At 72.7% G+C, this 23,075-nt stretch carries 23 protein-coding genes; 8 read left to right on the top strand and 15 right to left on the bottom strand.

Annotated features, from left to right (window positions below; all coding sequences use genetic code 11):
* The first annotated feature begins 180 nt into the window (after nt 1-180).
* Complete coding sequence (locus ABWO84_RS13100; protein ID WP_353115233.1) at nt 181-1,125, top strand: quinone oxidoreductase family protein; 945 nt, start codon at nt 181-183, stop codon at nt 1,123-1,125.
* A 400-nt stretch (nt 1,126-1,525) separates the two neighbouring features.
* Here ABWO84_RS13100 and ABWO84_RS13095 read toward each other — a convergent pair whose 3' ends face one another.
* From ABWO84_RS13095 to ABWO84_RS13060, 8 genes are all read right to left on the bottom strand, one after another.
* The gene (locus ABWO84_RS13095) at nt 1,526-2,137 is read right to left on the bottom strand and encodes an alkylhydroperoxidase domain protein (RefSeq protein ID WP_353115231.1); all 612 of its coding nucleotides are present in this window, start codon (nt 2,135-2,137) and stop codon (nt 1,526-1,528) included.
* The gene (locus tag ABWO84_RS13090; RefSeq protein ID WP_353115229.1) at nt 2,134-2,766 is read right to left on the bottom strand and encodes a CMD domain protein; all 633 of its coding nucleotides are present in this window, start codon (nt 2,764-2,766) and stop codon (nt 2,134-2,136) included. The genes ABWO84_RS13095 and ABWO84_RS13090 overlap by 4 nt, the downstream gene beginning before the upstream one ends.
* A complete protein-coding gene (locus tag ABWO84_RS13085; protein WP_353115227.1) occupies nt 2,763-3,770 on the bottom strand; it encodes a putative FMN-dependent luciferase-like monooxygenase in 1,008 nt (335 codons plus the stop codon). The genes ABWO84_RS13090 and ABWO84_RS13085 overlap by 4 nt, the downstream gene beginning before the upstream one ends.
* Nucleotides 3,767-5,395 carry a dipeptide ABC transporter ATP-binding protein gene (locus tag ABWO84_RS13080; RefSeq protein ID WP_353115225.1) on the bottom strand — a complete coding sequence of 543 codons (1,629 nt, stop codon included), beginning with the start codon at nt 5,393-5,395 and terminating at the stop codon, nt 3,767-3,769. Before ABWO84_RS13080 ends, ABWO84_RS13085 begins: the two co-directional genes overlap by 4 nt.
* Nucleotides 5,392-6,285, bottom strand: a complete 894-nt coding sequence (locus ABWO84_RS13075; protein ID WP_353115223.1) for an ABC transporter permease — start codon at nt 6,283-6,285, stop codon at nt 5,392-5,394. Before ABWO84_RS13075 ends, ABWO84_RS13080 begins: the two co-directional genes overlap by 4 nt.
* Complete coding sequence (locus tag ABWO84_RS13070; RefSeq protein ID WP_353115221.1) at nt 6,282-7,262, bottom strand: ABC transporter permease; 981 nt, start codon at nt 7,260-7,262, stop codon at nt 6,282-6,284. Before ABWO84_RS13070 ends, ABWO84_RS13075 begins: the two co-directional genes overlap by 4 nt.
* Nucleotides 7,262-8,896: a TIGR04028 family ABC transporter substrate-binding protein gene (locus ABWO84_RS13065; RefSeq protein WP_353115219.1), complete on the bottom strand. Its 1,635-nt coding sequence runs from the start codon at nt 8,894-8,896 to the stop codon at nt 7,262-7,264. The genes ABWO84_RS13070 and ABWO84_RS13065 overlap by 1 nt, the downstream gene beginning before the upstream one ends.
* A 124-nt stretch (nt 8,897-9,020) precedes the next feature.
* Nucleotides 9,021-10,403, bottom strand: coding sequence for an NtaA/DmoA family FMN-dependent monooxygenase (locus tag ABWO84_RS13060; protein ID WP_353115217.1), 1,383 nt, complete (start codon nt 10,401-10,403; stop codon nt 9,021-9,023).
* A 120-nt stretch (nt 10,404-10,523) separates the two neighbouring features.
* Here ABWO84_RS13060 and ABWO84_RS13055 point away from each other — a divergent pair, with 120 nt between their 5' ends.
* The 3 genes from ABWO84_RS13055 to ABWO84_RS13045 are packed head-to-tail and all read left to right on the top strand — an operon-like array spanning nt 10,524 to nt 13,807.
* Complete coding sequence (locus ABWO84_RS13055) at nt 10,524-11,825, top strand: O-acetylhomoserine aminocarboxypropyltransferase/cysteine synthase family protein (RefSeq protein WP_353115215.1); 1,302 nt, start codon at nt 10,524-10,526, stop codon at nt 11,823-11,825.
* Between the two features lie 52 nt (nt 11,826-11,877).
* The gene (locus tag ABWO84_RS13050; RefSeq protein ID WP_353115213.1) at nt 11,878-12,861 is read left to right on the top strand and encodes a Gfo/Idh/MocA family protein; all 984 of its coding nucleotides are present in this window, start codon (nt 11,878-11,880) and stop codon (nt 12,859-12,861) included.
* Nucleotides 12,862-12,865: 4 nt separating this feature from the next.
* Nucleotides 12,866-13,807 carry an NYN domain-containing protein gene (locus ABWO84_RS13045; protein ID WP_353115211.1) on the top strand — a complete coding sequence of 314 codons (942 nt, stop codon included), beginning with the start codon at nt 12,866-12,868 and terminating at the stop codon, nt 13,805-13,807.
* 16 nt (nt 13,808-13,823) lie between these two features.
* Here ABWO84_RS13045 and ABWO84_RS13040 read toward each other — a convergent pair whose 3' ends face one another.
* From ABWO84_RS13040 to ABWO84_RS13025, 4 genes are read right to left on the bottom strand one after another with little or no spacing between them, the layout of a single operon-like run.
* Complete coding sequence (locus ABWO84_RS13040) at nt 13,824-14,831, bottom strand: sugar phosphate isomerase/epimerase family protein (RefSeq protein ID WP_353115209.1); 1,008 nt, start codon at nt 14,829-14,831, stop codon at nt 13,824-13,826.
* Nucleotides 14,832-14,852: 21 nt separating this feature from the next.
* Nucleotides 14,853-15,962, bottom strand: coding sequence for a Gfo/Idh/MocA family protein (locus ABWO84_RS13035; protein ID WP_353115207.1), 1,110 nt, complete (start codon nt 15,960-15,962; stop codon nt 14,853-14,855).
* The gene (locus tag ABWO84_RS13030; RefSeq protein WP_353115205.1) at nt 15,959-17,083 is read right to left on the bottom strand and encodes a Gfo/Idh/MocA family protein; all 1,125 of its coding nucleotides are present in this window, start codon (nt 17,081-17,083) and stop codon (nt 15,959-15,961) included. The genes ABWO84_RS13035 and ABWO84_RS13030 overlap by 4 nt, the downstream gene beginning before the upstream one ends.
* Nucleotides 17,080-17,865 (bottom strand): sugar phosphate isomerase/epimerase family protein, encoded by a 786-nt coding sequence (locus tag ABWO84_RS13025; RefSeq protein WP_353115203.1) that lies wholly within the window; start codon nt 17,863-17,865, stop codon nt 17,080-17,082. The genes ABWO84_RS13030 and ABWO84_RS13025 overlap by 4 nt, the downstream gene beginning before the upstream one ends.
* Before the next feature lie 96 nt (nt 17,866-17,961).
* On the opposite strand from ABWO84_RS13025, the gene ABWO84_RS13020 reads away from it, so the two are divergent.
* Genes ABWO84_RS13020 through ABWO84_RS13010 form a run of 3 tightly spaced genes read left to right on the top strand, consistent with a single transcriptional unit; the run spans nt 17,962 to nt 20,178 of the window.
* Nucleotides 17,962-18,558, top strand: a complete 597-nt coding sequence (locus tag ABWO84_RS13020; protein WP_353115201.1) for a TetR/AcrR family transcriptional regulator — start codon at nt 17,962-17,964, stop codon at nt 18,556-18,558.
* Nucleotides 18,559-18,592: 34 nt separating this feature from the next.
* A complete protein-coding gene (locus ABWO84_RS13015) occupies nt 18,593-19,213 on the top strand; it encodes a DUF4166 domain-containing protein (RefSeq protein WP_353115199.1) in 621 nt (206 codons plus the stop codon).
* Nucleotides 19,210-20,178 carry an epimerase gene (locus tag ABWO84_RS13010; protein ID WP_353115197.1) on the top strand — a complete coding sequence of 323 codons (969 nt, stop codon included), beginning with the start codon at nt 19,210-19,212 and terminating at the stop codon, nt 20,176-20,178. The genes ABWO84_RS13015 and ABWO84_RS13010 overlap by 4 nt, the downstream gene beginning before the upstream one ends.
* Here the strand turns inward: ABWO84_RS13010 and ABWO84_RS13005 are convergent, their stop codons facing one another.
* The 3 genes from ABWO84_RS13005 to ABWO84_RS12995 are packed head-to-tail and all read right to left on the bottom strand — an operon-like array spanning nt 20,179 to nt 22,360.
* The gene (locus ABWO84_RS13005; protein ID WP_353115195.1) at nt 20,179-20,547 is read right to left on the bottom strand and encodes a PLD nuclease N-terminal domain-containing protein; all 369 of its coding nucleotides are present in this window, start codon (nt 20,545-20,547) and stop codon (nt 20,179-20,181) included. It abuts the gene before it with no gap.
* A gap of 9 nt (nt 20,548-20,556) precedes the next feature.
* Nucleotides 20,557-21,417: a sulfurtransferase gene (locus ABWO84_RS13000; protein ID WP_353115193.1), complete on the bottom strand. Its 861-nt coding sequence runs from the start codon at nt 21,415-21,417 to the stop codon at nt 20,557-20,559.
* A 13-nt stretch (nt 21,418-21,430) separates the two neighbouring features.
* Nucleotides 21,431-22,360, bottom strand: a complete 930-nt coding sequence (locus tag ABWO84_RS12995) for an aldo/keto reductase (RefSeq protein WP_353115191.1) — start codon at nt 22,358-22,360, stop codon at nt 21,431-21,433.
* Between the two features lie 52 nt (nt 22,361-22,412).
* On the opposite strand from ABWO84_RS12995, the gene ABWO84_RS12990 reads away from it, so the two are divergent.
* Nucleotides 22,413-23,015 (top strand): GNAT family N-acetyltransferase, encoded by a 603-nt coding sequence (locus ABWO84_RS12990; protein ID WP_353115189.1) that lies wholly within the window; start codon nt 22,413-22,415, stop codon nt 23,013-23,015.
* Nucleotides 23,016-23,075 lie beyond the last annotated feature (60 nt).

Here is a 23,075-nt window from a genome sequence, read left to right as displayed (position 1 = left end):
CCTCCGGCGCCCCGCACGAGCCCGGTGCTCCGCGTCCCCGCGTTCACCCGGTACCTTCCCGCCCGCCCGGTACCTTGCATGCGCTCGCAACACACCGGGTCGACGAGAACACGCCGGGAGGACCCGGCCCGGTTCCCCGCCAGCGGCCCCGCCCCGGGGCATTCGGGCTAGCCTGGCAGCATGGCCCGTGCGATCGTGTTCTCGGAAATCGGAAGCCCTGACGTCCTGCAGCTCGTGGAGGTCCCCGACCCCGTCGCAGGCCCCGGTGAGGCCGTGGTGCGGATCGAGGCGGCGGGTGTCAACCCCATCGACGCCAAGCAGCGCAGCGGCGCCCGCCCCCTGCCCCCGCTGACCGCTCCGCGGCGCGTCGGCTTCGACGGCGCCGGCACGATCCAGGCGCTCGGCGAGGGTGTCACCGGCTTCGCCGTCGGCGACCGGGTGGCGATCCGCGACACGCTCGGCACCTACGCGAGCCTGCTCGCCGTGCCCGTGGCGCATCTCGCCCATCTGCTCGACGGCGTGACCGCGGCCGAGGGCGCCACGCTGGCCATCCCGGCGGGCACCGCCTATCAATCCCTCCGCTCCCTGCGGGTCGTGAAGGGCGACACCCTGCTGATCCACGCGGGGTCCGGGGCGGTCGGCCAGGCCGCGATCCAGTATGCGGTGCACTGGGGGGCGACCGTGATCGCCACCGCCAGCCCGGAGAGGCACGAACAGCTGCGCACCCTCGGAGCCGTCCCGGTCGCCTACGGCGACGGTCTGGAGGACCGCGTGCGCGAGGCCGCACCCGGAGGCGTCACCGTCGCCCTGGACTGCGCGGGCACGGACGAAGCGATCGCCACGTCCCTCACCCTCGTCGTCGACCGCGACCGCATCGCGACGATCGTGCGCGGCCCGGATGCGGCGTCGTTCGGCATCCGGGCGTTCTCGGGCGGAAGCCCCGAGCCGCTCAGCGAGGAGGAGCAGGCCTGGCGCGCCGAGGCTCTGCCGCTGACGATCGACCTCCTCGCCGCCGGCGACTTCACCATCGAGCTCGGCCCGGAGCTCCCGCTCTCTGAGGCGGCACGCGCGCACGAGCTCGTGGAGCAGCACGCGGCCCGCGGAAAGATCGTCCTGGTCCCCTGACCCCTGCCTCTCGACGCCTTCCCGGCGTGCTGTCCGGACGCCGGCTCGTCTCCGTCCGCGCCCCGTGAACCCGCCTTCGTAGGACGGCGTTCCACCGCACGGCCCCGGTACGGTCCTGCCCACCCGGTACCTTCCATGCATCTGCAACGCACCGGGCCGATGCGAACACACCGGGAGAGCACCCCACCCCACCCCACACCGCGTCACGACACGCCGACACCCCGCGCAAACCCGGTACGGTCCTGCCCACCCGGTACCTTCCATGCACCTGCAACGCACCGGGCCGACGCGAACACACCGGGGGAGCACCCCACCCCACCCCGCCCCACACCGCGTCACGACCCGCGGACACCCCGCGCGCCCGCCCCGGAGACCAGGGCGGGCGCGCGGGAGCGGAGCCTCAGACGGCGGGGGTCACCGGCCGCCCGATCGACAGCATCAGGCGGTTCGCCCAGTTGAAGAACGCGGCACCGTGGACGACGTCCGCGATCTCCAGGTCGTCGAGCCCGGCCGCACGGAGCCGCGCGATCTCCCCCTCGCCGAACGCGTTCGGCGTGTCGGTGAGAGCCACCGAAGCGGCGACGATCGCGTCCCACCGCTCGCCGAGCTCCGTCGTCACGCCCTGCTCGAGCAGACGATCGACGTCGTCGACGCGCTTGCTGTAGTGCGCGGCGAACCGGGAGTGCACCGATGCGCAGAAGACGCAGCCGTTGCGGCGCGATGCGGCCGTCGCGGCGAGCTCCCGCTCCGCGCGGGGCAGACCCTCCGCGACGTTGTAGAAGATGTCCTTGTCGACCAGGGTGCGCGCCTTCAGCACCTCCGGGTCACGGGCAAGCAGACGGAAGTAGTCGCTCTTCGCACGGCCGGCGTCGACGAGGCCGTCGAGGTGGCGCTCGGTGAGCTCGTCCTCCGCCAGCGGGGCGAGATGCGGCGTCCAGCCGACCTCGGCGCGCGTGAACGCGAACGGATGCGGGGTGTCCTCGTGCCGGAGCACCTGCCGGGGCTCGCTCATGCCGCCTCCTCCTCGTCATCCCGGTCGGACGCGACCGCCGCGTCCGAGAGTCCCTCCGCCGCCAGCGTGCGGAGGCCCGCGACCACGCGCTGCTGGAACGCGAGGAACGACACGAGCTGCGAGAGCGTGACGATGCCGTCGGCCGACCAGCCGGCATCGAGCAGCCGGGCGAGGTCGCCGCTGGCCGCCTCCCGGGGGCGGAACACCAGGAGATGCGCGTGCGCGAGCGCTGCGGCGATCCTCTCGCCCACCGCGTCCGCGACCTCCGCCGACGGCGCGTAGCGCTCCCCGTCGGTGCTCTCATCACGCAGGCCCGCTTCGGCGTAGGCGCCGAAGGGCCCGCGCGTCGCCGCCCGCGCGGCCTCGCCGAGCACGGTCCCCGCACGGGACGGATCGGCCGCCTCGGCGCGGGCGGCGTAGAACGCCGCCGTCGCGTCCTCGCCGGCGAGCCTCGTCGCGAAGGCCGCGATCAGTTCGCGCTCCTCCTGCGAGACCTCGGCCGTCGACAGCGGCCGGAACAGCGCGTCGAAGCTCGCCTGCAGCTGTTCCCTCGTCACGGGGCGCCGGCGCCGCAGCGCGTCGAGCTCCGGCGTCACCTCCGCGATCCGATCGACGATGTCCTGGCTCATGCGTTCTCCTTCACGGCGTATCCGAGCGCCGGGGCGACTTCCCCGGCGAAGAGCTCGATCGACCGCAGCACGTGCTCGTGCGGGGCGTCGACCGAGTGCACCTGGAAGGCGATCTCGGTGGCGCGGCCGAGCGTGGTGTCCGCGGCGAGCGATTCGGCGACCTCCTCGGGCGTGCCGATGTGGGTGTCGAGCGCGGCGATGAGGTCGTCGAGCCCGTCGCCCGGGATCGTCTGTCCCTGACGGCGGAAGCCCTCCGCCGCCCGGCGCAGCCCGACCTCGGCGAAGCGCAGCGCCTCGGCACGGTCGTCCGCCACGAACACCGTGCGCGACGCGGTGATCCTCGGCTCCGCCCCGTCGGGGAGGGCGTCGAGGTAGGCGTCGATGATCGGGTCCTGCAGGGCGGACAGCGGCGCGTGCAGGTCGTCGGCCGGACGCGGCTGCGTACGAGAGAGCAGCAGCCCGTGCCCGTGCTGTCCTGCGCGCGTGCCGCCGAAGGCCGAGAACGTCGCCTGCCAGATGCGCGAGGACAGCCCGGCTCCCTCGGGGTAGAGCGTGTTCCCCCCGCCGACGTCACGTCCCTCGAGCGCATCGAGCAGCACGGCGAGCTTCCGGTCGTAGACCTCGGCCTTGTCGCGCACGTGCTGCCCGAAGGGGAGGAAGGACGAGGGCGTGCCGCCGCTGCCGATACCCAGGTCGATCCTGCCGCCGGAGAGGAGATCGGCGACCGCCGCGTCCTCGGCGACACGCACCGGATCCTCCAGCGGCAGCGTGATGATCCCCGTCGCGAGCCGGATCGACGACGTCCGCGCCGCGATGTGCGCGAGGAGCACCAGCGGAGAGGGCAGGCCGCCCTCCGCGGCGTGGAAGTGGTGCTGGGCCACCCAGGCGCGCTCGACGCCGTGCCTCTCGGCCTGCAGGATCTGCTCGGTCGCGAGCCGGTAGCGCTCCGCGGGGGGCGCGTCATCGAGCAGCCGGGTGAAGAACGCCAGTGCGGGTGCGGTCATGCGTGTACCTCCGATCGGCCGGGGACCGCGGCGAGCAGCTCCCGGGTGTAGTCGTGCTGCGGGTCGTCGAAGAGCTCCTCGGTGGCGCCCTCCTCGACGATCCGGCCCCGGCGCATCACCGAGACCGTGTGGCTGATCCTGCGCACCACCGCGAGGTCGTGCGAGATGAACAGATAGGTGAGCCCGAGCTCGCTCTGCAGCGAGGTGAGCAGGTCGAGGATGCGGGCCTGCACGCTCACGTCGAGCGCGGAGACGGCCTCGTCGAGGACGACGATCTCCGGATCGATCGCGAGTGCCCGCGCGATCGCCACGCGCTGTCGCTGCCCTCCGGACAGCTCGCGCGGCGTCCGCTGCGCGACGTCGGAGGGGAGCGCCACGCGATCGATCAGGGCGAGCGCGCGAGCACGGCGCTCCGAGGCCCCCGCGACGTGGAAGTTCTGCAGCGGCTCCGCGACGATGTCGACGATCCGCTGGCGCGGGTCCAGCGACGCGAACGGATTCTGATAGACGAGCTGGATGCGACGGCGGAGCCCCCGCAGCCGCGCGCCGGAGGCCGCCGTCACGTCGTCGCCGCCGAGCTCGATCGCGCCGGCGTCGGGCTGCTGGAATCGCGTGATCAGCCGTGCCGTCGTCGTCTTCCCGGAGCCGGACTCGCCGACGAGGGCGTGCGTGGTGCCGCGCCGCACCCGGAAGGACACGTCGTCGACCGCACGGAACCTCGCCCGCCCGCCGACCCGGAACTCCTTGACGAGCCCCTCGGCGACGATCGCATAGGGGTTCTCCGCCGCGGCCGCGGCGGCGTCCCGCAGGAACGGCGGCGCCTCGGGCCGCCGGAACCCGGTGGCGAAGGCCGGCGCATCGGCCAGCAGCTGCCGGGTGTAGGGGTCGGACGGCGCGGCGAGCACCTCGGCGCTGCTCCCCTGCTCGACGATCCGTCCGCCGTTGAGCACGACGATCCGCTGCGCCCGGTCGGAGGCGACACCGAGGTCGTGGGTGACCAGGAGGATGCTGGTCCCCTCCTCCCGGCGCAGTTCGTCGAGCAGGTCGAGGACACGACGCTGGACCGTGGCGTCCAGTGCGCTCGTGGGCTCGTCGGCGATGAGCAGCCGCGGGCGCAGGGCGATCGCCGAGGCGATCAGCACGCGCTGCCGCATGCCTCCGGACAGCTCGTGCGGATGCTGGCGCGCGCGCAGCTCCGGGTCGTCGATGCCGACGCGTTCGAGCAGCTCGAGCACGCGTGCCCGGCGTGCGCGGCGGTCGCGGTGCCCGTGCAGGCGCAGCACCTCCTCCACCTGCGCGCCGATCGTGCGCACCGGGTCGAGCGAGGTCACCGGGTCCTGCGGCACGAGGCCGATCTCGGGTCCCCGGATGCCCCGGAGCGCGCGATCGCCCCATCCGGAGATGTCGAGGTCGCCGAGCAGCACCCGACCGCCCTCCACGTGGCCGCCCTCGGGCAGGAGCCCGAGCAGGGCGTGCGCGGTGGTCGACTTGCCCGATCCGGACTCCCCGACCAGGGCGAGCGTCTCCCCCTCGGCGATCTCGAAGGAGACCCCGTGCACCACGTCGCGGCGGGCGGCGCGACCCGCGTAGGAGACCCTCAGGTCGTCGACGGCGAGGACGGTCATCGCGTGCTCCTTCCGAGACGGTGGCTGATGCGGTTGGCGCTCAGCACGACGGCGACCACGACGAGCCCCGGGAGAGCTGTGAGCCACCACGAGGTGCCGATGTAGTTGCGCCCCTCGGAGATGAGCAGCCCCCACTCGGGGGTGGGCGGCGGGGCGCCGTACCCGAGGAAGCCGAGGGTCGAGATCGCGAGGATCGCGGTGCCGAACTGCAATGCGGCGAGGGCGAGCACCGGCGTGAGCGAGTTGGGCAGCACGTGCCGGCGCAGCACCGCGAGGAACGTCCCCCCGCTGCCGTACGCCGCCTCGACGTACTCGGTGCGGCGCACCCGGGCGACCTCGGAGCGCATCAGCCGGGCGAAGGCGGCGACGCTCCCGAGGCCCACCGCGAGGGCGGCGTTCACGGTGCCGAAGCCCAGCAGGATGATGACCGAGAGCGACAGCAGCAGGCCGGGGATCGCGAGCAGCACGTCGACGATGCGCATCAGCACGTCGTCGAGCACACCGCCGACGGCGCCGGCGAGCGCGCCGATCAGCGTGCCGAGGGCGAGTCCGACCGTCACCGCGATGAGCGCTCCGGAGAGGGAGTTCACCGCGCCGTGCACCACACGCCCGAAGAGGTCCCGGCCGAGGATGTCGGTGCCGAACCAGTGCGTGGCGCTCGGCGGCAGCAGCTTCTCCGCGGGGACGCCCTGCAGCGGATCGCCGGGGGCGAAGATCCCGGGCACGACGGCCCAGAGCACGACGAGGGCGACCACCGCGATCGCGAGGTACAGCCCCCACGGGAGCCGGCGCCTGCGGCGGTGCGCCGTGCGGGGCCCCGCGGGAGCCGGTCGCTCCGGCGTCCGCTCGGTCGCGGGGCTCGGGGTCTCGGTGAGCACCGGCGCGGTCATGCGATCGCCTCCTGGACCTTCGCCGGAGCTGCCGCGGATGCGCGGGCGGCGGATCCGCGACGCTGCCGCGGGTCGATGAGCGGGGCGGCCAGGTCCACGGCGAAGCTGATCAGCACGAACCCGAGCGCGGAGAGCAGCACGATGCCCTGGAGCACCGGGACGTCCTGGTTCGCGACCGCCTGCTGGGTGAGCCGCCCGATCCCGGTGCGGCCGAACACCGTCTCGGTCACCACCGCACCGCCCACGAGCTCTCCGAAGAGGACACCGGCGATCGTGAGCGCCGGCAGAGCCGCGTTGCGGGCGACCGAGCGGGTGAGCACCCCGGCAGGCGATGCCCCCTTGGCCCGGACGACGGTGATGAAGGGCTGGGCCTGCACCTGGTCGATGGCCCGGATGAGCACCTGGGCGAGCGGAGCGGAGATCGGCACCGCGAGGGTGAGCACCGGCAGGATCAGCCCGCGCACCGGGTCGGCCCCGACCACGGGGATCCATCCCAGCCCGAAGGAGAAGACCTGGATCAGGAGGATGCCCAGCCAGAACACCGGCACCGCGACGAACAGCCCCGGCACCTGCCGGATGGCGTTGCGCAGCCAGGCGAAGCGGACCAGCGACGAGAGCGCGGCGATCCCGACCGCGAGCAGGGCCGCCACCGCGAACCCGAGCGCGGCGAGCAGGAGCGTGGCGGGCAGCGATTCGGCGAGCAGCGTGAGCACGGGCGTGCCGAACTGGCTCGAGTAGCCGAAGTCGCCCTGCAGGAAGCCCAGCGCGGTGTGCAGGTACTGCTGCCACCAGGGCAGGTCGGCGCCGTACGCCGCGCGGATCCCGTCGAGCTGATCGGGCGTGAGACCCAGGCTCGGATCGGTGAACTTGATGAGGATCGCGTCGCCCGGCAGCAGCTGCAGCAGGAAGAAGGTGGCCGTGAAGGCCGCGATCAGCACGATCGCGGCCTGCCCGGCGCGTCTGAGCACGAAGGCCATCAGTGCTCCTGGAGCCAGACCCCGGCGAAGGACGGGCGGCCGACCGACTCGTAGGCGACGCCTCGCACATACGGTGCGGTGCCGTAGACCTGCGGCTCCTCGAACAGCGGGATCACGTACGCCTGCTTGGCGAGGTAGTCCTGCACCGCCTGGGAGGCGGCGATCCGCTTGTCCGGGTCGGCCTCGGACGCCACGACGGTCAGCAGCCGGTCGAGCTCCTGGTCGGAGGAGACGAGCACGTCGCGGTTCTTCGAGAAGTACTCGCTCTTGATCACGTCGAGGTCGGCGCGTCCGACCATCTCGTGCGAGATCGGGGTCTTCTGGGCGTCGCGGATGTCCGCCGCGCGGCTTCCCGCGTCGCCGGGCTTGACCTTCAGCTCGACGCCGACCTTCTTGAGCTGCTGCGCGACGAGCTCGAGGGTCTGCTTCGACTGCGGCTGGGGCAGGGACTCGAACACCGAGAGCGAGAGGCGCTGTCCGTCCTTCTCCCGGATCCCGTCGCTGCCGGGCTTCCATCCGGCGTCGTCGAGGAGGGACTCGGCCTTCTTCACGTCGTGCGCGTAGTGGGAGGACTCGTCCTTGTAGCCGAGCGCCTTCGAGGAGAGCACAGAGGTGGCGACGGGATAGTTCTTCGTGAAGAGGGTGTCGACGACCTCCTTCGCGTCGACGGCCGCGACGAGCGCCTGCCGCACCCGGATGTCGGAGAGCAGCGGGTTGTCGGGCCGCAGCGCGAGCGAGTTGTTCACGCCGCGCGTCTGCGGGGCGTGCAGGGTGAAGCCGGCCTGCTCCACCCGCGCCTCGTCGAACGCCTGCACGTAGCGGACGTAGTCGGCCTGCCCGGAGAGCAGCGAGCCGATGCGCACCGAGTCCTCGGGTGTGACGAGCACGTGGACGGCGTCGAGGTAGGGCCGTCCCTGGTTGTCGGCGCTCTTCGGCGCCCAGGTGTAGTCCTTGCGGGCGGTGAGCGTGTACTCGGTCCCGACCTTCTCGCCGGTCACCGTGAACGGGCCGGAGCCGATGACGTGCTCGGCGTTCCCCGCGCCGAAGTCCTCGATCTTGCCGTCGAGGGTCTTCGACGAGAGCAGCCCCGAGTTGATCGTCGAGGTGGCCTGCAGGAAGCCCGGCGCGGGCGCCGAGAAGCGGAATCGCACGGTGTCGGCGTCCACCACCTCGCTCCCGGCGTAGTTGTTGATCGCCTCGGAGACGGTCAGTCCGCGCGCGGGGTCGCCCAGGCCGTAGGTGTCGAAGTTCTTCTTCACGGCCGCCGCGTCGATCGGCGTGCCGTCCGCGAAGGTGGCGTCCTTCCGGAGGTCGAAGGTGTACTCGGTCGCCTCGGCGTTGACCTTCCAGTCGGTCGCGATCCACGGCTCGATCGCCAGCGTCTCCGGGTTCTGCCAGGTGAGGCGGGCGGTGATGTTGTTCACGATCCCGCCGTTCGGATAGAAGCCGGCCTGCGGCGGATAGAGGTTCGTGTACGTCTGGTGCTCGAGATAGGTGAGCGTGCCACCGGTCACCGGCGAGCCGGCGTCGGTCGGCGCGCCCGCCGGCGCGGGCGAGGAGGCGCAGGCGGCGAGACCGGCGGCCATGACGAGCGGCAGGGCTACTGCGGCAGCGCGGACGAAGCGACGGTTCATGCGGGGCCTCCTGGAGATGCGGGGTAAGGGGTGCGGTTCACGCTAGGGAGTGCGGCGGGGCGGTCGCGAACGGTGTCGTCATGTGAAGACACCGCCGGTCACAGGGGGAAACAGGGCGTAACGTTCAGCGCGCGGCGAGCGCCGGCGCGGCGATCCCGAGGCGCTCGCGGAGCGTCCGGCCGTCTCTGCCGAGCAGGCCGCGCCGGCGGAGCTCGGGCACGACGAGGCGCGTGAAGGCCTCGAACTGCCCGGGTTGGAAGGCGGAGAGCACGTTGAAGCCGTCGGCGGCGCCGGCGTCGCGCCACTCCTCGAAGTGGTCCGCGATGCGGGCGGCGTCCCCCACGACGAAGGCGGCGGGGACGGCCTGTGCGGCGACGAGATGACGCCAGGTGAGCGGATGCGATGCCGCGGCGCCGACGGACAGTCCGGCGATCGCGGAGAGCCTGGCGGCGAGCGCCTCGCCGCGGGAGCCGAGACGCGCCGCCTCGGCCGGGGTCACCGGCGCGTCGAGCGCGGCGTTCCGCAGGCCGTCGTCGGGGGCGATCTCCCACAGGTCGGCGAGGGCGGCGACGGTCCGCCCCGCGGGGAAGGCCGCCCGCCCGACCTGATGGCCTTCGGCGAGCGGCACCAGCTCCAGCAGCCGGGCGACGATGCGCCGTGCCTCGCCGGTGCTCTCGGCGGCGACGGGCAGCACCGGTGCGATCACGCGCACCCCGTCGGCGTCGCGACCGGCGGCGACCGCGTCGGCGCGCAGGCTCCGCCGGGTGGCCACGGCGTCGTCGAGGGAGGGCGCGGCGATGAGCGCGAGGTCGGCCTCCGTCGCCGCGAGCGCACGCGACCGCGGCGAGGTGCCGGCATGGACGATGGGGATCCGTCCCTGCGGCGGGCGTGCGACGTTGAGCGGGCCGGCGACGCGCACGTGCTCCCCGCGCACGTCGGCGTCCCGCAGCCCGTCCGGATCGATCAGCACGCCCCGCTCGGCGTCGGCGAGCCAGGCGTCCTCGGCCCAGGAGTCCCAGAGCCGGCGCAGGGCGTGCACGAACTCCTCGGCCCGGTCGTAGCGGGTCTCGTTGTCGGCGTGCGCGTCGCGCCCGTGGTTGCCCGCGGCGCGGGGCTCGGCGCCGGTGACGAGGTTGACGCCCGCGCGTCCCCCCGTGAGCACATCGAGGGACGCCAGCGCCCTCGCGGTGGCGTAGGGGTCGGCGTAGGTCGTGTTGACCGTCGCGATGAGACCGATCCGGGAGGTCAGGCCGGCCAGGAACTGCACGGCGCTCACCGGGTCGATGCGCGCGAGCAGGTAGGGATCGCGGAACTCGAGGTCGGGACCCGTCGCGAGCCAGTCCCCGAAGAACAGGTAGTCGAGCCCCGCCTCCTCCCCCTCCCTGGCGATGTCCCGGAGCACCGCCGCGTCCCCGGCCGGGTTCCGGTGCGCACCGGGGTGCCGCCAACCGGAGGGGTAGGCGCCGAGGGTGCGCACCATGGCGCCGATGATGAGGGGTTCGGTCATGCCCGACACGGTAGGCGGCCCGACGAGGCGGACCACAGGCCCCGCGTCGCATCCGGTCACGTGCCGCAACAGTTCGACACACGCCGCGGCGCGGGACGGCCCCGACCGGATGATGGACGGATGACCGAGTTCGCCACGCGGCAGATCCAGGCCGGCTACGTCGTCGGGACCCCGCAGAACAGCGCCGTCCCGCCGATCTACCAGACCGCCGCGTTCGAGTTCGCCTCGCTCGCGGATGCCGCGGACCTCTTCGCCCTGCGCACGACGGGCAACCTCTACAGCCGCAACGCCAGCCCCACGCAGCAGGTGCTCGAGGAGCGGGTCGCCGCGCTCGAGGGCGGGACCTCCGCCGTCGCGGTCGCCTCGGGACAGGCGGCCGTCGCCGTGACCCTCCTCGCGCTCGCCGGCCGGAGCGGACACGTCGTCGCCGCGAACCAGCTCTACGGCGGGACGGTCGACCTGCTGCAGGACACCTTCGACGACTTCGGCATCGGGGTGACCTTCGTCGACCAGGACGACCCGGACGCGTGGCGAGCCGCCGTCACACCGCGCACCAGGGCGCTCTTCGCGGAGTCGGTCGCGAACCCGGTCGCGCAGGTGCTCGACATCCGCCTCGTGGCCGACATCGCGCACGGGGCCGGTGTGCCGCTCGTGATCGACAACACGGTGGGGACGCCGCACCTGGTACGCCCCGGTGAGCACGGCGCCGACTTCGTGGTGCACTCCGCGACGAAGTTCCTCTCCGGACACGGCACGTCCCTCGGCGGCGTGGTGGTCGACGTCGGCGCCTTCGACTTCGGAGCCGACCCCGAGCGCTGGCCGCAGTTCACCGGGCCCTACAAGAGGTTCGGCGACCTCGTGCTCTGGGAGCGCTTCGGCCTCGGACAGTCGTTCGCGGCGCTGGTGAAGTCGAAGTACGTGCACGACCTCGGCCCGTCGCTCTCCCCTTTCAACGCGTGGCAGATCCTGCAGGGCGTCGAGACCCTCGATCTGCGCGTGTCGCGGCAGAGCGCCACCGCCCTGCGCATCGCGCAGCACCTGCAGACGCACCCGGCCGTCGCGAAGGTGAACCACCCGGGTCTCGCGGGCAACCCCTGGCATCCGCTCGCGCAGCGCTACCTGCCGCGGGGCGTTCCCTCGGTGTTCTCCTTCGATCTCGCCGGCGTCGTCGGGCAGTCGGAGGAGGAGGCGCAGCTCCGCGCCGCGCGCGTGATCGACGCCCTGCGGGTGGCCCGGCTCGTCGCGAACATCGGCGATGCCCGCACCCTCGTCGCGCACCCCGCGTCGATGACCCATTCGCATCTGAATGCGCAGCAGCGCGAGGCGGCCGGCATCTCGCACGCGACGATCCGCTTCTCCGCGGGGCTGGAGGACCCGGCCGATCTGATCGCCGACCTCGACCAGGCGCTCGCCCGGCTCTGAGCCGGCGGGATCCCCCGGCGGCGCGAGGGCACGCCCCGCTACGCTGGAGCCCATGACCGGTCTTCGTTGGGGAATCCTCGCCACCGGCGGCATCGCCGCCTCCTTCGCCGCCGACCTGCGCACCGCGGGGCTCGACCTCGTCGCGGTCGGCTCGCGCTCCCAGGAGTCCGCCGACGCCTTCGCGGCGCGGTTCGACATCCCCCGCGCGCACGCCTCCTACGAGGCGCTGGCGGCCGATCCCGAGGTCGACATCGTCTACGTCTCCACCCCGCATCCGATGCATCACGCGAACACGCGGCTGGTGCTCGAGCACGGCAAGCACGCGCTGGTCGAGAAGGCCTTCACGATCAACCGCGCCGAGGCCGAGGACCTGCAGCGGCTCGCCGCCGAGCGCGGCCTGCTCGTCACCGAGGCGATGTGGACCCGCTACCTGCCGCACATGATCCGCATCCGCGAGATCATCGCGGAGGGGACGCTGGGCGAGATCCGTGCGGTCATGGCCGACCACACGCAGGACCTGCCGACCGACCCCGCGCACCGGCTGAACGCGCTCGAGCTCGGCGGCGGGGCGCTTCTCGACCTCGGCATCTATCCGATCTCGTTCATCTGGGACGTGCTCGGCGCCCCGCAGAGCATCCAGGCGTCCGCCCGCCTCGTCGAGACCGGAGCCGACGCCGAGGTCGCCACGGTGATGACGCACGAGGGCGGCGCGATCTCGACCAGCCTCTCGTCCTCCCGCGGCGCCGGCCCGAACCGCGCGGCGATCGTGGGCACGAAGGCGCGCATCGAGATCGACCGCGTCTGGTACACGCCGACGTCCTTCCGCGTCATCGCCTCGAACGGGGACGTGCTCGAGGAGTACGCCTCCGAGGTCGAGGGGCGCGGCATGCAGTTCGAGGCGATGGGCGCCGAGCGGCTCGTGCGCGCGGGCGACCTCGCCGGCGACCTGCTCCCGATCGCCGAGTCGGTGGCGATCATGGGCACGCTCGACGAGATCCGGCGCCAGATCGGCGTGAGCTACCCCGGAGAGGACTGAGCTGATGGCAGACGGAGGCGACGCACGCGTCGCGGTGTACCTCGACTTCGACAACATCGTCATCTCCTGGTACGACCGGGTGCACGGCAGGAACGCCTACGGCAAGGACCGGCAGCGCATCGCGGAGGACCCGGGGGACGCGGAGGTCGCCGAGCGGCTGGCCCGCGCCACCGTCGACGTGGGTGCGATCATCGACTACGCGTCCTCGTTCGGCACGCTCGTGCTCACCCGGGCCTATGCCGACTGGTCGTCCCCGGTCAACGCCGAGTACCGCTCGCAGCTCGTCGCCCGCGCGGTCGACCTCGTGCAGCTGTTCCCGGCCGCGGCCTATGCCAAGAACGGCGCCGACATCCGGCTCGCCGTCGACGCGGTCGAGGACATGTTCCGGCTGCCCGACCTGACGCACGTGGTGATCGTCGCGGGCGACAGCGACTACGTGCCCCTCGCGCAGCGCTGCAAGCGGCTCGGCCGCTACGTGATCGGCGTCGGTGTCGCGGGATCGACCGCCAAGTCGCTCGCCGCCGCCTGCGACGAGTTCGAGTCGTACGACTCCCTCCCCGGCGTGGAGCGCCCCGCCCCGAAGGCCGCGGAGCAGAAGGCGAAGAGCGCTCAGGCGAAGGGCAAGGGGTCCCGCCGCGCCGCGACGAAGCCCGATGCCCCGGAGGAGGCCGCCGTGCCGGAGGCTCCGGCCGAGGCTCCGGTCAGCGACGAGCAGGCGGAGGCCTCCGCGCTGCTGGTCCGCGCCCTCCGTCTCGGCCACGACAAGGGCGACGCCGACGAGTGGCTGCACAGCTCGGCGGTGAAGACGCAGATGCGGCGGATGGATCCGTCCTTCAGCGAGAAGGCGCTCGGCTACCGCTCCTTCTCCGACTTCCTGAAGTCTCGGGACGCGGTCGCGGAGCTGTCCGAGGACGGACACGAGCGGCTCGTCCGCCTGCGCGACTGACGCCCCGTCCCCCCGCCTACTGGTTGCGGAAGGCGGCGTCGAAGGAGGCCTCCGCCTTCGGCCAGAGGAGCGACCGCACGAAGCCGACGGCCTGCGCGGCGCCGTGCAGACGGTCCATCCCCGCGTCCTCCCACTCGATCGAGATGGGGCCGTCGTAGCCGATCCCGTCGAGGGCGCGGAAGGCGTCCTCCCACGGCACGTCCCCGTGCCCGGTGGACACGAAGTCCCATCCCCGGCGCGGGTCTCCCCAGGGCAGGTGCGATCCGAGGACGCCGGCGCGGCCGTTCTGCGGGCGCATGCGGGTGTCCTTGCAGTCGACGTGGTAGATCCGGTCCTGGAAGTCCCAGATGAATCCCACGGGGTCGATGTTCTGCCACATCATGTGCGACGGGTCCCAGTTGAACCCGAACGCCTCCCGGTGGTCGACGGCCTCGAGCGCCCGCACGCTCGACCAGTAGTCGTAGGCGATCTCCGAGGGGTGCACCTCATGCGCGAAGCGCACGCCCTCGGCGTCGAACACGTCGAGGATCGGATTCCAGCGGGCCGCGAAGTCCGCGAACCCGGCCTCGATGACGTCGGCGCCCACGGGCGGGAACATCGCGACATAGGGCCAGATCGACGACCCCGTGAAGCCCACCACGGTGTCGACGCCGAGCTTGCGCGCGACCCGCGCGGCCCGTTTCATGTCCTCGGCCGCGCGCTGCCGCACGCCCTCCTCCTCACCGTCGCCCCACACGTAGTCACGCAGGATCGCCCGGTGGCGGAAGTCGATGGGGGCGTCGCACACGGCCTGTCCGGCGAGGTGGTTCGAGATCGCGTGCACCTGGAGTCCGTGCCGGTCGAGGATCTCCCGGCGCGAGGCGACGTAGGCGTCGTCCTCGTCGGCGCGCATCAGGTCGAGATGGTCTCCGGACGCGGCGATCTCCAGGCCGTCGTATCCCCAGGATGCGGCGAGACGGGCGACCTCCTCGAACGGCAGGTCGGCCCACTGGCCGGTGAACAGCGTGACGGGATGCGTGGTCATGGTTCCTCCTCGGATGGTGTGTCAGTGCGGGGCGACGTCGACCCAGCGCCCCGCGTCGGCCGCGGAGGCGAGCACGGCCGTGGTGATCCGCACCGCGCGCAGACCGTCGGCGAAGGTGGGCATGCCCTCGCGCTCCTCGCCGCGGGCCGCGGCGTAGACATCGGCGATGAAGGCGTCGAAGGCGTCCTGATAACCCATCGGATGCCCGGACGGCACGAGGGAGAGTCCGCGGTCCCCAGGCATCCCCGGCTCGCGGAGCACCAGCTGCGACGCCTCGGCGCCGCCGATCCAGAGCTCCTCGGGGCGCTCCTGCGCGAACCGCACCGACTTCTCCGAGCCGTGCACCTCCAGCACCAGGCCGTTCTTCCGGCCCGGCGCCATCTGGCTCACCAGCAGGGTGGCGAGCGCGCCGTTCCCGAGCTCCGCGACCACGGCCGCGAGGTCCTCGTTCACGACCCTCGTGCCGGCGCGGTCGGCGTGGACGGTGCGCGTGCGGGCGCTGAGGGCGACGATGCGGTCGCCCGTGACGAACTCGATCAGGTCGCAGAGATGCGAGCCGATGTCGGCGAACGCCCGCGAGGCGCCTCCGGCCGCCGTGTCCGCGCGCCAGTTCGCCTCGGCGGACCGCAGCATCCAGTCCTGCAGGTACGCGCCGTCGACGGTGAGCACGGCGCCCGCCTCCCCCGCGGCGATCAGGGCGCGGGCCCGCCGCACCATCGGGTGGTAGCGGTAGACGAAGGGGACGGCGGCGACGCGTCCGGAGTCCGCGGCGGCGGCGGCGACCTCCGAGGCGTCGTCGAGGGTGGTCGCGAGCGGCTTCTCGCACACGACGTGCCGACCGGCGGCGAGCGCGTCCAGCGTCTGCGCGGCGTGCCGCGCGTTCGGCGTGCAGACGTGCACGACATCGCTGCCCTCGATCGCCTCGGCGACGCCGGCCGCCCCCTTCTCGATGCCGAGCTCCGCGGCGGCGAGGGCCGCGCGCTCCGGCGTTGAGCCCGCCAGCAGCACGGTCCGCGCCCCGGCGGCCCGGGCGGCGCGGCTGTGCACGGCCGCCATGAAGCCGCCGCCGAGGAAGCCGGCCCGCAGGCCGGTCCCGCTGAGGTGCGGCGCCGCGCGGCCGGAGACCGTCACAGGGTCGCCTCGAAGGGATCGCGGTCCTCCGGCACGAGGGGCACCGTGCCGACGGTGCTCTCGACCTCGATGAAACGGCCTGTGCCGACCGACTCCTCGATCGCGAGCAGGGTGTCGAACACGTGGTACCCCAGCGCGCCGGTGGCGATGTGGGCACCGCCGCCGCGGATCGCCCTGGCCATGTCGAGCACGCCGAGCCCCCGGCCCGCCTCGACGCCGACCGGCGGCACGATCCGCCACTCCGGGTCGCCCTGCACGGTGGCGGGCGCGGGCCGCGCCATCACGCGCACCTCGCCGCCGAAGGTGTTCGGGTCGGGGACGATCATCGTGCCCTCGGTGCCGGTGATCTCCACCACGCCGGTGCGCGTGAGCGGGGAGTCGAAGCTGAAGACGCTCTGGCTGGTCGCGCCGTGCTCGAACTGCGCGATCGCCTGCACCAGGGTCGGCACCTCGACCGGGAACTCCGCGCCGGCACGGTCGCCGACCTGCACCGTCCGCGTCTCCCTGCCCCTCAGGCCGACCGCGCCCACCCGGGCGACCGGGCCGAAGAGGTGCACGAGGGCGGTGACGTAGTAGGGACCCATGTCGATGACGGGACCCGCACCGCGGGCGAACAGGAAGTCCGGGTTCGGGTGGAAGACATCGGGTCCGACGTACTGCATGGAGGTCTGCGCCGAGAGCGGAGTCCCGATGTCGCCGCGGGCGATCGCGCGGCGTGCGGTCTGCAGACCGGGGCCGAGCACGGTGTCGGGGGCGATGCCGACCCGCAGGCCGGCGTCCTCGGCGCGCGCGAGCAGCTCCCGCGCGGAGGCGCGGTCGACGCCGATCGGCTTCTCGCTCCAGACGTGTTTGCCCGCGGCGATCGCGGCGAGACTCACCGGCACGTGCGCGGCGGGGATGGTGAGGTTGACGACGATCTCCACCTCGGGATGGGCGAGCACGTCCTCGGGGGTCCCGCTGACCGGGACGCCGTGCTTCTCGGCCTGCGCCGCGGCCCGCGCGGTGTCGAGATCGCCCAGCGCGAGCACTCGGACGTCGGGGAACGACCGGAGGTGGCTCAGGTAGGTGTCGCTGATCATGCCCGTGCCGATGAAGCCGACGCCGACGGGGCCGCCGCTCATCGCACGCCCTCCGCGCGGAGCGCCACCGCGCTGCGCGCGATCGCGTCGAAGAGGTCGCCGTCGTAGGCGTCGAACTCGATCACCGCGAACTCCGCGGCCGGCGCGGCGGCGAGGATGGCCGGGAGGTCGAGATCGCCCTCCCCGGCGACGCGCTGATCCAGTCCGCCGAAGTCGCCGCCCAGGAAGGGGTCCTCGCCGAGGACGCCGTCCTTGGCGTGCAGCAGGCGAACGCGGTCGCCGAGCCGGCGGAGCAGCGCCGGCACATCCTGGCGACCGATCGCCGCCCAGAACACGTCGACCTCGAGCACGACGCGCTCGTCGAGGAGGCCGGCGAAGAGCTCCAGCGCCGGGACGCCGTCGATCGTGTGATGGAACTCCTGCGAGTGGTTGTGGTATCCGAGCCGGATGCCGCGGGCGGCGGCCTCGTCCGCCGCCGCGTTGAGGAGCGCCGCGGTCTTCTCCACCTCGTCGCGGGCGGCCCAGCGATCGGGGGCGACCATCGGGTCGATGAGGGTCGTGATGCCCAGCGCCGCGGCGTCGTCGAGGACACGGCCGAGCGGGGGCGCGTCCTCCGCGGGGGTGAGGAACTGCGCGTGCCCGCTCGGCACCGCGAGGCCGGCCGCGTCGGCGGCGGCACGCATCTGCGCGGCGCGGCCGACGAACCCGAAGGCCTCGGCGTTGCGCAGCCCGGCCCCCGCGAGGCGTTCGAGTGTGCCGGGCAGGTCGGCGGCGAGCGCCTCCCGCACCGAGTAGAGCTGGATGGAGAGTTCAGGCTGAGTCATGCTTCCTCGGCTTCCACGGCGACGACGATGATCCCGACCACGGGTCGGTTTTGACAGGCTATCTCCAAAACCCGACCAGCGGTAGAGTTTTATCCCATGGCCACCGGCGCACCCCGCGGACAGTACGCGAAGACCGAGCAGTTCCGGCTCGACGTGCTCGACGCGGCGCTGCGCATCCTCGCCGAGCGGGGCTTCGACGCGACCACGCTGCAGCTCGTCGCCGAGGAGGTCGGCAGGTCCAAGGCCGGGCTGCTCCACCACTTCGGATCGCGCGAGGCGCTCATGCTCGAGATCGTGCGGCACCGCGACGAGGTCGACAGGGCCGCCTATCCGGCGAGGGACGACGGCCGCTTCGAGGCCTCGGTCTCCCTCGTGGCGCACAACGCGACCGTCCCCGGTCTCGTCGCGCTCTTCGCGGTCGTCGCCTCGCTCGCCGCGACCGATACCGCTCCGACCGCGCGTCGCGAGTACTTCCGCACCCGGTACGCGCGCAACCGCGAGGGGTTCGCGCGGCGCATCGCCGCGCTGCAGAGGGACGGCGCCCTCCGCGACGACATCGCGCCGCAGGCCGCCGCGCGGCTGATCCTGGCGACCATGGACGGACTGCAGACGCAGTGGCTGCTCGACCCCGGGATCGACATGGCCGACGACCTCCGCACCCTCTTCGCCCTGCTCGCACCGCTCCCCGGCTGACCGGCCGCCCGGGCCCCGCCGATAGGCTCTAGGCATGCGCCACATCGCCCAGTCCCCCTATGCGAGGGCCCTCGGCGAGCGATCGCAGGAGCTCCATCCGTCGCTGCGCACGTACTTCGACACCATCCCCGCCGGGCACGTCGGCGTGGGCGAAGGCGTCTTCGAGCGGGCGGGCTCCCCGCGCCGCATCCTCTGGCCGCTGCTGAGACTCTTCCAGTCCCGCGGCGTCGCGTTCGCCGGATGGCACGCCGATGTGCCGTTCACGGTGCGCAACCGCACCATCGCCGGGCGGGCGATCGCCGAGCGGACCTTCCACCTCCCCGGCGGCGACTGGCGCATGCACGACGCCGTCGTCGTCACGACCGGCGGCGTCCTCGCCGACGAGCTCGGCGAGCCGGGCACCGTGCGCGCGGCGTTCGGCCTCTCCGTGGAGGGTGGCCGACTGCTGCTGCGCAGCACCGCCGTGGGCCTGCGGATCGGCCGGCTGCGCATCCGGATCCCCGCTCCGCTCGCCCCGAGGATCCGCCTCACCGAGGGTGTCGTCCCCGCGACGGGACGGCAGCGGGTCGAGGTGACGATCGACCTGCCGCTCCTCGGCCGGATCTACGAGTACGCGGGCGAGTTCTCCTATCGCGTCGAAGAGGAGCGGCCATGACCTCCACGCGTGTCGTGATCGGCGGATCGACCGGCTTCATCGGACGCCACCTGCAGGAGAAGTACCGCGCAGAGGGCCGGGAGGTGGTCACGATCTCGCGCGGCCGCGCCGACCTCGCCTGGGGAGACCAGGCCGGGATCGACCGGGCCGTCGACGGCGCGGGGCTCGTGATCGGCCTCGCCGGCAAGAGCGTGAACTGCCGCTACACCCCGGAGAACCGGGCCGAGATCTTCCGGTCCCGCCTGGACACCACCGGATCGCTGAGCACCGCGATCTCGCGCGCCTCCTCTCCCCCGCTGCTGTGGGTCAACTCCTCGACCGCGACGATCTACCGTCACGCCGAGGACCGTCCGATGACGGAGGACGGCGGAGAGCTCGGGACGGGGTTCTCCGTGGAGGTGGCGAAGGCCTGGGAGCGCGCGCTCCTCGCCGACGACCTGCCCGCCACGCGACGGGTCGCGCTCCGCACCGCGATCGTCCTCGGCGACGCCGGCGTGCTGGGGCCGCTGAGATCGCTCGCGCGCCTCGGGCTCGGCGGCACTCAGCTCGACGGCCGGTGGCCGGTGGGCGCCCGCCGCCGGGCGGCCGGCACCGGGCACTTCCCCGGCGCGAAGGGCGGCACGCAGAAGTTCAGCTGGATCCACGTCGACGACGTCCTGGGGATCATCGACTTCCTCGAAGGGCATCCGTCCCTCGAGGGGCCCGTCAATGCCGCCTCCCCGCATCCGTCGGACAACCGCACCTTCATGGCGACGGTGCGGCGTGTGCTCGGCGTGCCCTTCGGTCCGCCGATGCCGCGGTGGATGTTGGAGCTCGGCGCCGTCGGCATCCGCACCGAGACCGAGCTCATCCTCAAGAGCCGGTGGGCGATCCCGCAGCGCCTGCTCGACGCGGGCTACACATTCCGCCACCCCGGGCTGGAGGAGGCGATCCGCAGCTCCTTCGCGCTGCCGGACGCCGCCTGATCAGTCCTCCTCGCCGCGCTCCTTCTTGCGCTTGGCGATCTCCTCGCGCAGCCGCCACTCCTCGATCTCGCGATCCAGGTCGGCGATCTGCTCCTCGGTCGAGCGCGTGTCCGCCGGAGCCGCCGGAGGCGCCGGAGGGGCGTCGGTGCGCGCCGGACGCGAGGCGCGGTCGCGGGAGACGCGGATGCCGCCCTCCGGATACTCACGGCCGATCGCGAACCACAGCACCGCACCGATGAAGGGCAGCAGGATCACCAGCAGGAGCCACACGAACTTCGGCATGTGGCGCACCTGCGAATCATCGCGCGTGATGATGTCGATCAGCGCGACGATCATCAGCGCGATGACGATCAGCGACAGGAACGGCATGCCGTCAGTCTAGATGTCCGCGCGGCCCTGCGGGTCCGGTCCGGTGGCGACCGGACGGCCGGGAGAGTTGGACCAGCTGCTCCACGATCCGGGGAAGACGGAGACGTCGCGTCCGATCACCGCTCCCGCGAGGGCGAACTCGGCCGCGGTGATGCCGGATCCGCAGTATGCCGCGATCGGAATACCGGCGTCAGCGCCCACCCCGGTGAACTCCTCGGCGATCTCCTCCGCGGGGCGGAAAGTGCCCTGCACGGTCAGCAGGCGGCTGATCGGCAGGTTCACGGCACCCGGGATGTGCCCGGCCACGGGGTCCAGCGGCTCGGTCTCGCCGCGGTACCGCTCGGCGGCGCGCACGTCGACCAGGACGCCCTTCCGCGGCCAGCCCGCCGCACCGTCGATGTCGATCGCTCCGCGGTCGCCCAGGGCGCCGAGACGCGCATCGCCGGGCGGGACGACGACGTCCCCGCTCTCGCTCGCACCACCGGCCGCGACCCAAGCGGGCCACCCGCCGTCGAGCACCCGCACGTCGGCGAACCCCGCCCTCCGCAGCGCCCACCAGGCGCGCGCAGCGGCGAGCATCCCGACGCCGTCGTAGACCACGACCGGCACGCCCTCCCGGAGGCCCCAGCGACGCGCCGCATCGGCCAGCACGTCGTCGGAGGGCAGCGGATGCCGGCCGTCGGCCGGAGCGCCGTGCCCCGCGAGCTCGTTCTCGACGTCGACGAACACGGCACCGGGGATGTGCCCGGCGAGATAGCGCTCACGACCGTCGTCGCGGCCGAGCTGCCAGCGCGCATCGAGCACACGCACCGCCGAGGAGGGCAGCGCCTGCAGCTCGGCGACGGAGATCAGGGGGCTCTGGGTGGTCATGTCCCGTCCTCGGTCAGGGCACCAGGTGCCCGGCGGCGCGGAACAGCTCGTACCACTCCGCCCTCGTCAGTTCCACGTCGGCCCCCGCCGCCGCATCGGCGACCCGCTGCGGCGTGGTGGTGCCCAGCACCACCTGCATGTGCGCCGGGTGCCGGGTGATCCAGGCGGTGGCGATGCCGAGCGGCGTCACGCCGTACCGGGCCGCGAGCCGGTCGAGCACGGCGTTGAGCCCGGGGTACTCCGGGTTGCCGAGGAACACGCCGGTGAAGAACCCGGCCTGGAACGGGGACCAGGCCTGGATCGTGATGCCGTTCAGGCGGCAGTACTCCACGATGCCGCCGCCGTCGAGCACGATGCTCTGCTCGGTGCCCTGCATGTTCGCCGCGACCGGCTGGGCGATGATCGGTGCGTGGGTGATGGAGAGCTGCAGCTGATTGGCGACGAGCGGCTGGGTGACCGCGGTACGGAGCAGGTCGATCTGCCGGGGAGTGTGGTTCGAGACGCCGAACGCCCGCACCTTCCCGGATGCGGCGAGCTCGTCGAACGCACGGGCGACCTCCTCGGGCTCGACGAGCGCGTCCGGACGGTGCAGCAGGAGCACGTCGAGGTAGTCGGTGCGCAGCGCCTTCAGGGACCCCTCGACCTGCGTCACGATGTGCTCGTACGAGAAGTCGAACATCTGCTGCGACGGTACGATGCCGCACTTGGTCTGCAGCACGATCTCCGACCGCTCCGCGCTGCTCAGCCCGAGCGCGGAGGCGAAGCGGTCCTCGCAGACGTGCATCGCCCCGCCGTAGATGTCCGCGTGATCGAAGAAGTCGATCCCGGACGTCCTCGCGGTGTCGTAGAGCTCGCGCACCTCGGCATCCGTCTTGTCGGGGATGCGCATCATCCCGGCGATCACCGCGGGGGCGGTCTCCGAGCCGAACGGAACGGTCTTCATGGGTCTCCTCCTGCACTCGATCTCCACGCTAGCGTGCTGATTGAATGACGTCATGGCATTCCGCAACACTCCTTCACCCGTGACGTTGAGCGGCCGTCTGGTGTCGCTCGTCCCCCTCTCCCGCGATCACGCGGAGGGCCTCGCCGAGGCCGCAGCGGAGGGAGGCCTCTGGAAGACCGCCTGGTACACCTCGGTGCCCGCGCCCGAGGACGTGCCGGCGGAGATCGACCGCCGCCTCGCGATGCAGGAGCGGGGCGAGATGATCCCCTTCACCGCGCTGGACGCCGAAGGCCGGACGATCGGCATGACCACCTTCTACGACATCGACGCCGACGTGCCGCGCATGCACATCGGCTTCACCTGGAACCGGCCGAGCGCGCACGGCTCCGGTACGAACGCGGAGTCGAAGCTGCTGCTCATGACGCACGCGTTCGAAGACCTCGGCGTCTTCCGCATCGGGCTGACCACGCAGTGGGTGAACTTCCAGTCGCGCACGGCGATCGAGCGGCTCGGCGCGAAGCAGGACGGCGTCATGCGGGCGATGAAGAGGTACCGCAACGGCGCGCTGCGCGACAGCGTCGAGTACTCGATCATCGAGCCGGAGTGGCCCGCGGTGAAGGCCACGCTGGAGGCGCGGCTCTCCCGCCGCCGGTAGCATCCCGCGCCCCGCGCCGCCGCTCGGACGATCCGCATCCGACCGGACGTCCTGCACCCG

Source organism: Microbacterium sp., assembly GCF_040394595.1.
GTDB lineage: Bacteria > Actinomycetota > Actinomycetes > Actinomycetales > Microbacteriaceae > Microbacterium.
This window is presented reverse-complemented; position numbering and strand designations above follow the sequence as displayed.

Excerpts from the sequence above, each read along its gene's own strand:
- ABWO84_RS13010 (WP_353115197.1), top strand. The coding sequence starts at position 19,210 with ATGACCTCCACGCGTGTCGTGATCGGCGGATCGACCGGCTTCATCGGA.
- ABWO84_RS13075 (WP_353115223.1), bottom strand. The coding sequence starts at position 6,285 with ATGACCGCGCCGGTGCTCACCGAGACCCCGAGCCCCGCGACCGAGCGG.
- ABWO84_RS13040 (WP_353115209.1), bottom strand. The coding sequence starts at position 14,831 with ATGACCACGCATCCCGTCACGCTGTTCACCGGCCAGTGGGCCGACCTG.
- ABWO84_RS13070 (WP_353115221.1), bottom strand. The coding sequence starts at position 7,262 with ATGGCCTTCGTGCTCAGACGCGCCGGGCAGGCCGCGATCGTGCTGATC.
- ABWO84_RS13060 (WP_353115217.1), bottom strand. The coding sequence starts at position 10,403 with ATGACCGAACCCCTCATCATCGGCGCCATGGTGCGCACCCTCGGCGCC.
- ABWO84_RS13020 (WP_353115201.1), top strand. The coding sequence starts at position 17,962 with ATGGCCACCGGCGCACCCCGCGGACAGTACGCGAAGACCGAGCAGTTC.
- ABWO84_RS13080 (WP_353115225.1), bottom strand. The coding sequence starts at position 5,395 with ATGACCGTCCTCGCCGTCGACGACCTGAGGGTCTCCTACGCGGGTCGC.
- ABWO84_RS13055 (WP_353115215.1), top strand. The coding sequence starts at position 10,524 with ATGACCGAGTTCGCCACGCGGCAGATCCAGGCCGGCTACGTCGTCGGG.
- ABWO84_RS13015 (WP_353115199.1), top strand. The coding sequence starts at position 18,593 with ATGCGCCACATCGCCCAGTCCCCCTATGCGAGGGCCCTCGGCGAGCGA.
- ABWO84_RS12995 (WP_353115191.1), bottom strand. The coding sequence starts at position 22,360 with ATGAAGACCGTTCCGTTCGGCTCGGAGACCGCCCCCGCGGTGATCGCC.
- ABWO84_RS12990 (WP_353115189.1), top strand. The coding sequence starts at position 22,413 with ATGGCATTCCGCAACACTCCTTCACCCGTGACGTTGAGCGGCCGTCTG.
- ABWO84_RS13050 (WP_353115213.1), top strand. The coding sequence starts at position 11,878 with ATGACCGGTCTTCGTTGGGGAATCCTCGCCACCGGCGGCATCGCCGCC.
- ABWO84_RS13005 (WP_353115195.1), bottom strand. The coding sequence starts at position 20,547 with ATGCCGTTCCTGTCGCTGATCGTCATCGCGCTGATGATCGTCGCGCTG.
- ABWO84_RS13065 (WP_353115219.1), bottom strand. The coding sequence starts at position 8,896 with ATGAACCGTCGCTTCGTCCGCGCTGCCGCAGTAGCCCTGCCGCTCGTC.
- ABWO84_RS13095 (WP_353115231.1), bottom strand. The coding sequence starts at position 2,137 with ATGAGCGAGCCCCGGCAGGTGCTCCGGCACGAGGACACCCCGCATCCG.
- ABWO84_RS13000 (WP_353115193.1), bottom strand. The coding sequence starts at position 21,417 with ATGACCACCCAGAGCCCCCTGATCTCCGTCGCCGAGCTGCAGGCGCTG.
- ABWO84_RS13085 (WP_353115227.1), bottom strand. The coding sequence starts at position 3,770 with ATGACCGCACCCGCACTGGCGTTCTTCACCCGGCTGCTCGATGACGCG.
- ABWO84_RS13090 (WP_353115229.1), bottom strand. The coding sequence starts at position 2,766 with ATGAGCCAGGACATCGTCGATCGGATCGCGGAGGTGACGCCGGAGCTC.
- ABWO84_RS13045 (WP_353115211.1), top strand. The coding sequence starts at position 12,866 with ATGGCAGACGGAGGCGACGCACGCGTCGCGGTGTACCTCGACTTCGAC.
- ABWO84_RS13030 (WP_353115205.1), bottom strand. The coding sequence starts at position 17,083 with ATGAGCGGCGGCCCCGTCGGCGTCGGCTTCATCGGCACGGGCATGATC.
- ABWO84_RS13025 (WP_353115203.1), bottom strand. The coding sequence starts at position 17,865 with ATGACTCAGCCTGAACTCTCCATCCAGCTCTACTCGGTGCGGGAGGCG.
- ABWO84_RS13100 (WP_353115233.1), top strand. The coding sequence starts at position 181 with ATGGCCCGTGCGATCGTGTTCTCGGAAATCGGAAGCCCTGACGTCCTG.